The organism is Enterobacter cloacae complex sp. 370H10, from assembly GCF_050031535.1.
Taxonomy (GTDB): domain Bacteria; phylum Pseudomonadota; class Gammaproteobacteria; order Enterobacterales; family Enterobacteriaceae; genus Enterobacter; species Enterobacter intestinihominis.
The window spans coordinates 314969-327413 of sequence record NZ_JBLGWG010000001.1 but is presented as its reverse complement, the minus strand read 5'-3'; the positions used below and the strand labels follow the sequence as shown (position 1 = coordinate 327413).

13 protein-coding genes are annotated in these 12445 nt (G+C 56.1%); 2 read left to right on the top strand and 11 right to left on the bottom strand.

Features of this window, described 5'->3' with window-relative positions:
- Positions 1–23: 23 nt before the first annotated feature.
- The 5 genes from tyrB to dnaB all read right to left on the bottom strand — a co-directional run bounded on the left by tyrB (position 24) and on the right by dnaB (position 5386).
- Positions 24–1217, bottom strand: coding sequence for an aromatic amino acid transaminase (gene tyrB / locus ACQG2Q_RS01595; protein ID WP_096216821.1), 1194 nt, complete (start codon positions 1215–1217; stop codon positions 24–26).
- Between the two features lie 71 nt (positions 1218–1288).
- Positions 1289–2302: an AAA family ATPase gene (locus ACQG2Q_RS01590; protein WP_063850404.1), complete on the bottom strand. Its 1014-nt coding sequence runs from the start codon at positions 2300–2302 to the stop codon at positions 1289–1291.
- Positions 2299–2856, bottom strand: a complete 558-nt coding sequence (gene pnuC, locus ACQG2Q_RS01585) for a nicotinamide riboside transporter PnuC (protein ID WP_038415071.1) — start codon at positions 2854–2856, stop codon at positions 2299–2301. The genes ACQG2Q_RS01590 and pnuC overlap by 4 nt, the downstream gene beginning before the upstream one ends.
- A 21-nt stretch (positions 2857–2877) precedes the next feature.
- A complete protein-coding gene (gene alr, locus ACQG2Q_RS01580) occupies positions 2878–3957 on the bottom strand; it encodes an alanine racemase (RefSeq protein WP_063850402.1) in 1080 nt (359 codons plus the stop codon).
- Between the two features lie 16 nt (positions 3958–3973).
- Positions 3974–5386 (bottom strand): replicative DNA helicase, encoded by a 1413-nt coding sequence (gene dnaB / locus ACQG2Q_RS01575; protein ID WP_003860298.1) that lies wholly within the window; start codon positions 5384–5386, stop codon positions 3974–3976.
- A gap of 66 nt (positions 5387–5452) precedes the next feature.
- Between dnaB and ACQG2Q_RS01570 the strand changes: the two genes are divergently transcribed.
- Positions 5453–6436: a quinone oxidoreductase gene (locus ACQG2Q_RS01570; protein WP_022646744.1), complete on the top strand. Its 984-nt coding sequence runs from the start codon at positions 5453–5455 to the stop codon at positions 6434–6436.
- 185 nt (positions 6437–6621) lie between these two features.
- Here ACQG2Q_RS01570 and pspG read toward each other — a convergent pair whose 3' ends face one another.
- The 4 genes from pspG to ACQG2Q_RS01550 all read right to left on the bottom strand — a co-directional run bounded on the left by pspG (position 6622) and on the right by ACQG2Q_RS01550 (position 10046).
- A complete protein-coding gene (pspG, locus tag ACQG2Q_RS01565) occupies positions 6622–6864 on the bottom strand; it encodes an envelope stress response protein PspG (protein WP_017382623.1) in 243 nt (80 codons plus the stop codon).
- A gap of 136 nt (positions 6865–7000) precedes the next feature.
- Entirely contained in the window at positions 7001–7996 is a 996-nt protein-coding gene (dusA, locus tag ACQG2Q_RS01560) for a tRNA dihydrouridine(20/20a) synthase DusA (protein ID WP_003860304.1), read from the bottom strand.
- Between the two features lie 82 nt (positions 7997–8078).
- The gene (gene traF, locus ACQG2Q_RS01555) at positions 8079–9365 is read right to left on the bottom strand and encodes a conjugal transfer protein TraF (RefSeq protein WP_227414713.1); all 1287 of its coding nucleotides are present in this window, start codon (positions 9363–9365) and stop codon (positions 8079–8081) included.
- A gap of 192 nt (positions 9366–9557) precedes the next feature.
- Complete coding sequence (locus ACQG2Q_RS01550) at positions 9558–10046, bottom strand: cupin domain-containing protein (RefSeq protein ID WP_022646741.1); 489 nt, start codon at positions 10044–10046, stop codon at positions 9558–9560.
- A gap of 117 nt (positions 10047–10163) precedes the next feature.
- Between ACQG2Q_RS01550 and zur the strand changes: the two genes are divergently transcribed.
- Complete coding sequence (gene zur, locus ACQG2Q_RS01545; protein WP_003860309.1) at positions 10164–10676, top strand: zinc uptake transcriptional repressor Zur; 513 nt, start codon at positions 10164–10166, stop codon at positions 10674–10676.
- A 47-nt stretch (positions 10677–10723) separates the two neighbouring features.
- On the opposite strand, the gene ACQG2Q_RS01540 is transcribed toward zur, so the two are convergent.
- Positions 10724–10933, bottom strand: coding sequence for a CsbD family protein (locus tag ACQG2Q_RS01540; protein WP_003860314.1), 210 nt, complete (start codon positions 10931–10933; stop codon positions 10724–10726).
- A gap of 119 nt (positions 10934–11052) precedes the next feature.
- Positions 11053–12390, bottom strand: coding sequence for an MATE family efflux transporter DinF (gene dinF / locus ACQG2Q_RS01535; RefSeq protein ID WP_063850400.1), 1338 nt, complete (start codon positions 12388–12390; stop codon positions 11053–11055).
- Positions 12391–12445: the final 55 nt, after the last annotated feature.

Sequence of the window (12445 nt, the reverse complement as noted above, 5' to 3'; positions counted from 1 at the left end):
GGGAGATAATAAGTAATGAGTACTTACATCACAGCTGCAAACGCCTGCGCCACGCGCTGGACGTTGCCAGCATTCAGCCCCGCCACGCACATACGGCCGCTGGCGATCAGGTAGACGCCGAACTCTTCCCGCAGGCGATCGACCTGCGCCGCGCTCAGTCCGGTATAGCTGAACATCCCGCGCTGCTTGAGAAAATAATCAAAGTTATGTCCAGGCACGGCCTCTTTCAGAACGTTAACCAGCTCCTGACGCATCGACAGGATGCGCTTACGCATGCCTTCCACTTCCGCAAGCCAGGTGGCTTTCAGCTGATCATCGCCCAGTACGGTCGCGACCACCTGCGCACCAAAGTTCGGCGGGCTGGAGTAAATACGGCGGACCGTCGCTTTCAACTGACCGAGTACGCGTCCCGCGGCTTCGGCGTCTTCACACACCACGGACAGACCGCCGACGCGCTCGCCGTAGAGGGAGAAGATTTTTGAGAAAGAGTTGCTGACCAGCGCAGGCAGACCCGCGCTGGCAATCGCGCGAATGGCGTAGGCGTCCTCCTCCATGCCCGCCCCAAAGCCCTGATAGGCGATGTCGAGGAACGGGATCAGGTTACGCGCCTTCAGTACCTCGATCACCGCATCCCACTGGGCATTGGTGAGGTCCGCACCGGTCGGGTTATGGCAGCACGGATGCAGCAATACGATACTGCGCTCCGGCAGGGTGTTCAGTTTTTCCAGCAGCGCATCAACGCGTACGCCGTTGGTTTCGCTGTCGAACCATGGATAGGTCGCAACCTTAAAGCCCGCGCCTTCAAAGATGGCCACGTGGTTTTCCCACGTCGGGTCGCTGACCCACACGCCGGAATCCGGGAAGTACTTTTTCAGGAAATCTGCGCCTACCTTCAGCGCACCCGAGCCACCCAGCGTCTGGATAGTCGCCACGCGCTTTTGCGCGAGCACCGCGTGATCCGCACCAAACAGCAGCGGCGCAATGGTATTACGGTAGGTATTTAACCCTTCCATCGGCAGATAAAGCGAAGCCCCGTGCGGGGTTGCGTTAAGACGCGCTTCGGCTTCGGCAACGGCTTTCAGTTGAGGAATGATGCCGTCCTCGTTGTAATAAAGACCGATGCTGAGGTTCACTTTGTCGCTGCGAGGATCTTCTTTGAAACGCTCCATCAAGGAGAGGATAGGGTCGCCGGCGTAGGCGTCTACTTTCTGAAACACGCGATGTTCTCCGGATTGTTATGAGGCAGGATTTTCAACAATAAACCGGAAGCAGGAGAAGGTCGAGAAGGTTATGAAAACCGTTCCTGGATATGCCCACGAATTTGTTCGATACGCTCAGACGTCGACCCTGTGACGCGTAAATACGGGATGTTTCGGCGCGCCAGTTCAGCGATATACCACGACTGCTGCCTGCGGCGAAACGCCGCGCCTTGCCTGGTACCGTCCTGTACAAAGGGAAATTCATCGCCGCACAGTACAACCAGCGAGTAGTCCCGCCCGGCTAAGTCGTGCAGCGCCTGAGGCGCCGAGCCATACTGGTCGAGGGTATAAAACAGCGTGGTTAAGGGCGACGTATCACAAATCAGATAAGGCGCCGTGCTGGCTGCGTCCTCACGCCGCACCTGCTCGCGCGCAATATGCAGGAGATCGTCGCATTCCAGTACTCCGTTCTTTTCTTCCCAGTATTCGCGCCCGAACTCAGCGACATAGGGCGCGTTAAGCGCTGCTGCCAACGCCCGGGAAAGCGTGCTTTTGCCCGTCGACTCGCCGCCCAATAAGCAAATTCGAAAGACAAAACTCCGGTAAACCTCCGCCGAGAGCATCTCGCGGTAGCGATGAACATCAGAGCGAATAAGCGTGCCTGAGGGCGCATCAGGGCCCTCCGGGCGCTGAAGCCGCACGTGCGTGACCGGTTTGCCAAAACGCTGGCTTAATACGCGGGCAAAGCCATCGCCGTAATCCTCCGCAGTGAATACGGCGTCCGGTCGGCAGTGAAAGAAGCGTTCGCATAGGGCAGCCACGTAGTGTCGGTGGCGATCGGCATCTGCGTCGTTGGGCGGCGGCGGTTCAATATCATGGCCCGCCGCGATCTCTGGCGAAAACACCAGGTGACGACACCGCGGGAAACGCGTCTGTAGCCACTGAAGGCGCTTTTCGGGTTCGCACCCCGGCATTTCCGGTAGCGAATAGCTGATGATAAACACCGTCTCGCACCGGGCAAGCGCAGCGTTGATAAGCAATTCATGTCCTGCGTGTAAGGGCGCGAACTTGCCGACAATCAGACCCTCTGCGTAAGGTTTCATCGCGCGCGGATCTCCTTACGCCATTGATATAAACCGTGCCAGGCGTTAAACCAGAACACCAGATACAGAACCGCGGTCAAATGCAGGCCCCTCATCGCATACAGCGGCACGGCAAGGGTATTGACGGCAAGCCAGACGTACCAGTTCTCCAGGCGTCGGCCCATTAGCATGAACTGCGCCAGGATGCTGAAGGTTAAAATAATGGAGTCCAGCCAGGGCGCCCAGGCGTTGGTATACCGATGCAATAAAAGCCCGTACAGTGCCGCTACTGCCACGGCACAGGCCAGCAGAAGGAGAAAATGTCTGGGGCGGGTTCGCCGCACCGGCAATACCTCTCCGCGGTTTCCTTTCAGCCAGTGCACCCAACCCGTTATGCTCGTGATAATGAAAAAGAGCTGTAGGGTAACATCAGCATAGAGCTGCACTGAATAGAAGACCCAAGCGTATAGCCCGCTGCCGAGAATACCGATCCACCACGTGTTGATATTGTTTCTGGCCGCCAGCCAGACAGAGAGCGCATAGGCCAGACAAGCAGCCATTTCAGATGGTGACATATCCCTTCCCGGATACTGTGATTAGTCGACGTATTTCATCGCGACCCTTGAGGTAAGGCGCGTAATAAGTTCGTAAGCACTCACTTTTGTTATTTCAGCAATACGCTCTACCGGCAGGCCTTCGCCCCACATCACCGCATCGTCCCCCGCTCTATCCTGCGCGTCGGGTCCCAGATCGACACAAATCATGTCCATCGCCACACGGCCGACAATCTTCACTTCGCGACCATTGACCAGCACCGGCGTGCCCGTTGGCGCGGCGCGTGGATAGCCGTCGCCGTAGCCCATCGCTACCACGCCAAGCCGCGTGTCGCGCTCACTCGTCCAGGTGCCGCCGTAACCTACCGGCTCGCCTGCTTTGTGCTCACGCACGGCAATCAGCTTTGAAACCAGCGACATCACCGGCTTAAAGCCGAAGTCCGGTCCCCAGGGTTTGTTCTCAAGCGGGGAAACGCCATACAGGATAATCCCCGGACGCGCCCAGTCGAAGTGCGACTGCGGCCACAGCAGAAGGCCGCCGGACGCCGCAATGGAGCGCATCCCCGGTTTGCCTTCGCAGAAGGTGGTGAAGATATCAAGCTGCTGTTCCGTTGCGCCGCATTCAGGCTCATCGGCGCGGGCAAAGTGGCTGACGATATTCACCGGCTGACGCACGTTCTTGCACTGGCACAGCCGCTGATAAAACGCTTCGGCATTCTCCGGGCGCACGCCCAGGCGGTGCATGCCCGTGTCGAGCTTCATCCACACGGTGACCGGCTCGCTCAGTTCGGCCGTTTCCAGCGCGGCCAACTGTTCTTCGTTATGCACCGCCGTGTGCAGGTGCTGATCGGCAATGGTCGGCAGGTCCGAGGCTTCAAAAAAGCCTTCGAGGAGCAGAATCGGTTGCGTAATTCCACCTACGCGCAGGCGGAGAGCTTCTTCGAGACGGGCGACGCCAAAAGCGTCGGCATCGGGGAGCGTTCGCGCGGTCTCAAGAAGACCGTGTCCGTAAGCGTTCGCTTTCACGACTGCAACGAGCTTACTGGTGGGCGCCAGTTCTCGCAGACGTTGCAGGTTGTGTCGCAGAGCGCGGCGGTTAATCACAACAGTTGCCGCTTGCATTTGAATTCCTTAGAAATTACTCATCATCATATTGAGGACCGGCATAGTTGTCGAAACGCGACCACTGGCCGTTAAAGGTCAGACGTACCGTACCGATGGGGCCGTTACGTTGCTTACCAATAATAATTTCGGCGATCCCTTTCAGATCGCTGTTCTCGTGATAAACCTCATCACGGTAGATGAACATGATTAAGTCGGCATCCTGCTCGATGGAGCCGGATTCACGCAGGTCGGAGTTGACCGGGCGCTTGTCTGCACGTTGTTCCAGAGAACGGTTTAGCTGCGACAGCGCCACCACCGGCACGTGCAGCTCTTTGGCTAACGCTTTGAGCGAGCGGGAAATTTCGGCAATCTCCAGCGTACGGTTGTCGGAAAGCGACGGAACACGCATCAGCTGGAGGTAGTCAATCATGATAAGGCCGATGCCACCGTGTTCACGGGCGATACGGCGCGCGCGGGAGCGCACTTCCGTCGGCGTCAGGCCGGAGGAGTCATCAATATAGATGTTCCGTTTTTCCAGCAAAATCCCCATGGTGCCGGAGATCCGCGCCCAGTCCTCATCGTCGAGCTGACCGGTACGGATGCGGGTCTGATCCACGCGCGACAGGGATGCCAGAGAACGCATCATGATCTGTTCTGAGGGCATCTCAAGACTGAAGATAAGAACCGGTTTATCCTGCAACATCGCTGCGTTTTCGACGAGGTTCATCGCAAATGTCGTTTTACCCATCGACGGACGCGCCGCGACGATAATCAAATCCGATGGCTGAAGACCTGCCGTTTTCTTGTTGAGATCGTCATAACCGGTGTTCACCCCCGTCACGCCATCGTGCGGCTGCTGGAAAAGCTGCTCAATACGCGCAACGGTGGCGTCGAGCACATCGGCGATGTTTTTCGGGCCTTCGTCTTTGTTCGCACGGCTTTCGGCGATTTTAAAGACCCGGGACTCGGCAAGATCAAGTAGATCTTCGCTGGTGCGCCCCTGGGGATCGAAACCGGCCTCGGCGATCTCATTCGCCACCGAGATCATCTCGCGGACAACGGCACGTTCACGGACGATATCAGCGTAAGCGCTGATGTTCGCGGCACTTGGCGTGTTTTTTGACAGTTCTGCCAGATAGGCAAATCCGCCGACGCTGTCGAGCTGTCCCAGACGCTCCAGCGATTCTGCGAGCGTAATCAGGTCGATTGGGCTGCCCGACTCCTGCAAACGCGCCATTTCCGTAAAGATGTGGCGGTGCGGGCGGGTATAGAAGTCTTCCGCAACAACGCGCTCGGCGACGTCGTCCCAGCGTTCGTTATCCAGCATTAAACCGCCCAACACCGACTGTTCCGCTTCAATCGAGTGCGGCGGGACTTTTAACCCGGCGACCTGATAATCACGTTCACGGGGTTCAGTCTGTTTGTTGAAGGGTTTGTTTCCTGCCATAGTGAATGGAGTTACCGAGATAAAGAGTGGGTCGAAAGATTACCATAATTTTCTAACGGAGGGAGCATGGCAACACGCATTGAGTTCCAGAAACATGGCGGGCCAGACGTACTGCAAGCCGTGGAGTTTACCCCCACGGCACCTGGCGAGAACGAAATCCAGGTTGAAAACAAAGCAATCGGCATTAACTACATCGATACCTATATTCGCGGCGGTCTCTATCCGCCTCCGTCGATGCCGAGCGGACTGGGCACCGAGGCGGCCGGTATCGTCAGCAAAGTGGGCAGCGCGGTTAAGCACATTAAGGAAGGCGATCGCGTGGTGTACGCGCAGTCGGCGCTGGGCGCTTACAGCTCCATCCATAACGTTCCGGCCGAGAAAGCGGCGCTTCTGCCAAATGCGATCGGCTTCGAGCAGGCTGCCGCCTCATTCCTGAAAGGGCTGACGGTCTATTATCTGCTGCGCAAAACCTACGAAATTAAGCCTGACGAGCAATTCCTGTTTCACGCAGCCGCAGGTGGCGTAGGGCTGATTGCCTGCCAGTGGGCGAAAGCCCTGGGGGCGAAGCTGATCGGCACCACAGGCAGCGCGCAAAAAGCGCAGCGCGCGCTGGACGCGGGCGCATGGCAGGTGATCAACTACCGGGAAGAGAGCATCGTTGAGCGGCTGAAAGAGATCACTGGCGGCAAAAAGGTACGCGTGGTGTATGACTCGGTGGGGAAAGACACCTGGGAATCTTCGCTGGACTGCCTGCAACGTCGCGGGCTGATGGTGAGCTTCGGTAACGCCTCCGGGGCTGTCACCGGCGTGAACCTGGGCATTCTGAATCAGAAAGGGTCGCTGTATGTCACCCGCCCTTCCCTGCAAGGTTACATCACTAATCGGGAAGAACTTGAGGAAGCCAGCAACGAGCTGTTCTCGCTGATCGCCAGCGGGGTGATCAAAGTGGATGTGGCAGAAGCGCAGAAATATCCGCTGACCGATGCGCAACGTGCGCATGAGGTGCTGGAGAGCCGGGCAACCCAGGGCTCAAGTCTGTTAATTCCCTGAGCCATAAAAAGAAATTGGGCTTCCCATGGGAAGCCCTTTCTTTTTTTTAGTTCGGCTGTATGTAGGGTACAGCTCGATGAATTCTTTAGCGGCAGCCATAGTGACAGATTCGATAAGTAAATCCTATTCTGTTCTAAAGATTGCTGCCGGAAAAGTTGCAGGTATGTGACGTACCCCTCAATACCTTAGTAACGGAAGCGGTTATTACGCTGATAAGTCGGCAGTTTTGGTGATTTAATCGCCCGTATGGCCCATACCACCGCAATCGCCAGAAGTAACCACGGCAAGAGTTTAATCGTCAGGGCAAATAATCCGCCGACAAACATCACCACCGTGGCCACAACGAGCGCGGCCAGAATACCGAGCAGCGACACGCCCGTGACCATCAGCATGATAAAGAAGCCAATCACAAAAAGTAGTTCCAGCATGGTGCTCTCCCACGAGTTCCCGAATGATGCTGCGATCATTACAAGAATCATGCCAAAAATAAGTTGTTGTTCTGAAAGCAAAACGCCCCGCAATGTGTTGCAGGGCGTGGCGTATTTGACCATCTTTTAGCGAAATTTAACGTTTATCCGCAACCAGACGCAGCGCGTGTTCCAGTACCTCAATATCCGCACCGGCTTTATGCGCGTTCTCGCTGAGATAACGACGCCACTGGCGCGCGCCAGGAATGCCCTGGAACAGGCCAAGCATATGGCGGGTAATGTGGCCCAGATACGTACCATGACTCAGCTCGCGCTCAATGTACGGATACATGGCGCGCACTACGGCCACGGGATCGGTGTCAGCACCCTCAACGCCAAAGATTTCCCGGTCAACCGTCGCCAGAATGCCCGGATTCTGATACGCCTCGCGTCCGACCATCACGCCATCCATATGTTCGAGGTGCGCTTTGGCCTCGTCCAGCGACTTAATACCGCCATTGATCGACATGGTCAGGTGTGGGAAGTCGCGTTTCAGCTGGTACACGCGCGGGTAGTCCAGCGGCGGGATCTCGCGGTTTTCTTTCGGGCTGAGGCCTGAGAGCCAGGCTTTACGGGCGTGGATGATAAACATCTCGCATTCACCCTTCCCTGATACCGTGTTGATGAAATCACACAGAAACTCATAGCTGTCCTGGTCGTCTATGCCGATACGGGTTTTGACCGTGACCGGGATAGAGACGACGTCGCGCATCGCTTTGATGCAGTCCGCCACCAGGTGCGCATTTCCCATCAGACACGCGCCGAACATGCCGTTTTGCACACGGTCGGACGGACAACCGACGTTGAGGTTAATCTCGTCATAGCCGCGTTCTTCGGCCAGCTTCGCGCACTGCGCCAGCGCAGCCGGATCGCTGCCACCGAGTTGCAGCGCAACCGGATGCTCCTCTTCGCTGTACGCCAGATAGTCGCCTTTGCCGTGAATAATTGCGCCGGTAGTGACCATTTCGGTGTATAGCAGCGTATGGCGGGAGAGCTGACGCAGGAAATAGCGGCAGTGTCTGTCCGTCCAGTCGAGCATTGGCGCAATGGAGAAACGATGTGCAGGGAAAGCGGTCTGAAATTCTGACGACATGGCGAACTTTTAAGCATCTGGTGGAAAAGGGGCGCTACTATAGCACAAAGAAAAGCCGGAGGCGCAGCGCCTCCGGTGTACTTTAGAACGTCATGCTCAACTGTGCCCCTGCGCCCCAGGTCTCGTCTTCGCCATAAAGCCCCATCAGGTCAACGTGGACGGAGTTGAACGGCGCGAAACCGACACCGCCGGTAAAGACGTTGCTGTCGTTCCCTTTCATATCCGCACGATAACCGGCGCGTACTGCCAGCCAGCTCAGCGGCGTGACTTCGGCACCGACGCCAACGTACTGGGAGGTGTCTTCGCTTTTAAAGCCCTTGGTTTCGGTCAGATCGCCATCTGCGGTCAGCGTGACCAGATCGTTGTGCCAGGCGGCCCCGGCAGTGACCAGCGGACGGATCTGATAGGTGTCTTTATAACTCACCACCTCTCCCGTGCGCCCGTTGCGAATGCGGATATCTTTGGTATCGATATCGCGCGACATCAGGTTTTGCCCGCTCACGCCGACCGTCCAGTTTTCACCGAAATCAGCAGCAATACCGGCATCAACGTTGAAGCCAGTGTCGTCGGTACGGTAGCGGCTGTCGTTCCACTTATTACTGTCGTAATCGTAGATTGAGGTGGTGTAGTTATAGAGCCAGGTTTTTTGCAGCTTCGGCGTGACGCCAACGGAAACCGGAACGCCGCCAAGATCGAACTGACGGGCTACCGCAATACCGTAGTCGGACACAATCGCCGCCCGACCAGACGCCGTAGAGTTAAGGTTTTTGGTGATCTGATCGGAACCGTTTAGCGCGGCATCCAGCGCCACACCGGCAGCCACCGCATCGCTTCGTTGTATACCGCGCAGATAATCAATGTCCTGCTGATCGATTGAAGAGCTGACGCGGCCATGTGCATAGCCTTTGGCCATAAAGGCCACGGAAAGGACATCGTTAGGGATACTGACGGCAATCCCCGCCCCTGCGGTGGCGTGTGCGGTTTTGCCTTTCAGGTAGTCCAGCTCATCAGCGAGATCTTTCGCTGCGCCCTGGAACTGATTGATCGAACCTAATGGATTCGTGATGATATCAATGGGGGTCAGACTATCAACCACGTCCTTGTAATGATTGATTTTATCGTTAATGGTATCAATCTCGTCCTGAAGATTGTCTTCATCGGTCACCTGCACGCCAACGGACGGCAAAATGACCGTCACATCATCCTCGGGCTTAGATTTTGCCAGTAACGCGGGGTTGATTAACGCCCCGCTGCCATAGCTCCCTGCCGCGACACCCGTTCCGCCCATTGCGTCGCTACGCGCTTCCGTCCAGGTATTGGCTGCTCCCGCCTGATTTGCCATAAAAAAGGAGACAGCAATGCTAACCATCGAAAATTTAAAATGTTTTTTCACAGTGTGCTCGTAAATAGTTTGTTATTAGTTAACCCTGTCTGTTATCACCCAAACAGGAACGAACTATTGCTGTGAATAAGTACAAAAAGACCCGCTATTTCCCTAAGTTAAATTCCATCCCGGCCTGTTCTAATGTGTGACGACCATCAATATTTATAGAAGAGGAAATTATTTTCGCCCAGGTTTTCCATCGTGCGGGCCAAAAAACTGAGGCGGATGGTCTACCCAGTGGTCTTCGCGCGTCACGGCATACACCGGATTGAGGGGATAGTAGATGCGGTTATGTTTTTTATTAGCCTCACCCACCACCAGTAAGCGCACCTCTTCATCGGTGTTGTTGATAAAGGTATGGCACACGCCCGTGCCGGCAGGAAATCCCACGCTGTCTCCGGGTTCAAGCTTCCACAGATAACCATTGATCCAGGCCTCAGGGTAACCCTCCAGAACGTAAACAAACTCCTCTTCGTCGCTTTCCGCATGCGGATAAGAAGTACGGCGTCCGGGCGGCAGCCGTTCATGGTGAATACCAATGCGGCCGAGTCCCAGCTTGCGGGCCAGCGGCGCGCCAATAGAAAACCGTTCATTGCTGTCCGGATACGTTGCGTCATCGGCGCCTTCCACGTCCCGCCAGTGCCGAATACAGTCAGGTCTTTTCATCATGCGATCTCCCGATTTGCGATGCGTCAGGTATAGCACAGCCTGGCGGATCTCGGTGTTTTTAGCAGAACATGATAAAGTGAGGGTTTTCACCCCTTACCACATCCGAGGTGCCCGATGGACAAGTCCACAAAGGAGCTGTTAGCGCAAGCTGAAAAGCTCTGTGCGCAACGCAATGTGCGCCTGACCCCGCAGCGCCTTGAGGTACTGCGTCTGATGAGCCTGCAACAGGGTGCCATCAGCGCTTACGATCTGCTCGACCTGCTGCGTGAAAGCGAGCCGCAGGCAAAACCGCCGACCGTCTATCGGGCGCTGGATTTTCTGCTGGAGCAAGGGTTTGTGCATAAAGTGGAATCAACAAACAGCTATGTGCTGTGCCATCTTTTTGACCAGCCTACTCACACGTCCGCCATGTTTATCTGCGATCGCTGTGGTGTGGTGAAGGAAGAGTGTGCGGAAGGTGTGGAAGATATTATGCATACGCTGGCAGCCAGAATGGGCTTTGCGCTGCGCCATAACGTGATTGAAGCCCACGGCTTATGTTCTGCCTGCGTGGAGGTGGAGTCATGCCGTCATCAGGATGACTGTCAGCACGATCACTCTATCCTGGTGAAGAAAAAGCCGCGTTAAAGCCAAAGAAAAAGGCGGCTCAGGGCCGCCCTTGGGGATAGTACCGGTTACCAGCGGTAGTCGTTACGGGTTTCCCAGTCTTTGACTTCGTTTTCCGCCTGATCTTTTTCGTAACCGTAGCGCTCCTGGATTTTACCTACCAGCTGATCGCGCTTACCTTCAATGACGGTCATATCGTCATCTGTCAGCTTACCCCACTGTTCTTTCGCTTTACCTTTGAATTGCTTCCAGTTGCCGCCGATTTCATCTTTATTCATAATCGTGTCCTCGTGTTAAGCGTCTATGAGTATCGTCCGCTTCGTTCTTTTCTGCTGGACGTGATTATTATTGTAGTTAAGGATTCGGCATTTATTTTTATATTCGGAATCTTTAACCGTTACGATATATCGTGCGGGGCTGGAAACCAGGTATTGTTTCGCCAGTGACGACGCCAGATAACGGCCAGCGAAAGGCCACGCAGTGAGAGAAACACCGCCAGCGCGAGCCACAGACCATGATTGCCGAGATACGGCAAGGTCAGCAGCGTCAGGCCGAACCCCGCCGCAGCGACGGCCATACTGTTGCGCATCTCCGCCCCTCGCGTCGCACCAATAAACATGCCGTCCAGCAAATAGCACCACACGCCCACCACCGGTAATACTACCTGCCAGAGGATGTAGCGATCGGCCAGCTCACGTAGCGCGGGCAACGAGGTGAGAAGCGCGACAATATGCCCACCAAAACAGGCGTAAACCAGAGCAAAGACCAGCGCCACCAGACCCGCCTGACGACAGGCTGCACGCCAGACTTCGCGTAACTGGCCGCTTTCACGCGCGCCATAAGCCTGCCCTGAATGCGCCTCGACGGCGTAAGCAAAACCATCCAGCGCGTAAGCGGTAAAGGTCAGTAACGTCATGAGCACTGCGTTGACGGCGACGATCTCAGGCCCAAGACGCGCACCAAAAACGGTTAATGCGCCGAAGCAGAGTTGCAGCAGGAGCGAACGGAGCATGATGTCGCGATTAAGCGCCAGCAGCTTACGCATATTGCCGCGCCAGGCCGATTTCAGCAGATCCAGGGTGATACCGCGCATCACCAGCACGCGCCAGACCATCCCCAAACCGATCAGCAGCGTCCCGTACTCGGCAATTGCCGTAGCCAGCGCCGCGCCCCGGACGTTCATGTGCAGTCCCATCACCAGCCAGAGATCGAGCACAATGTTAAGCAGGTTGCCCACCACCAGCAGGATCACTGGCGCGCGGGCGTACTGCACGCCCAGCAGCCAGCCCAGAAGGACCAGGTTTGCCAGTGAAGCGGGCGCGCTGAGCCAGCGAATTTCGAGGAACCGACGGGCTTGTTCCAGTACGGCATCGCTGCCGCCTACAATATGGAGCGCAAGATCAATCAGCGGCGTACGCAACAGAACGATTAACGCGCCAGCACCGAACGCCAGAATGAGCGGCTGAACCAGCGCACGCGCCAGACGCAGGGGATCTTTTGCACCATACGCCTGGGCCGTCAGGCCTGTCGTACTCATGCGCAGAAAAAGTAGCAGCATAAAGAGGAAGCTGGTCGCCGTTGCGCCGATCGCGACGCCGCCGAGATAAATCGGCGAATCGAGATGCCCGATAACTGCCGTATCCACCAGCCCCAGCAGAGGAACGGTAATATTGGAAAAAATCATCGGTAGCGCAAGACGCCACAACGCCTTATCGGCAGAAGTTAGCAATGCCATGGAAATTACCGGAATCAGAAAACAGGCCAGGCTGTAGAGGAACTACAGCCTGTCA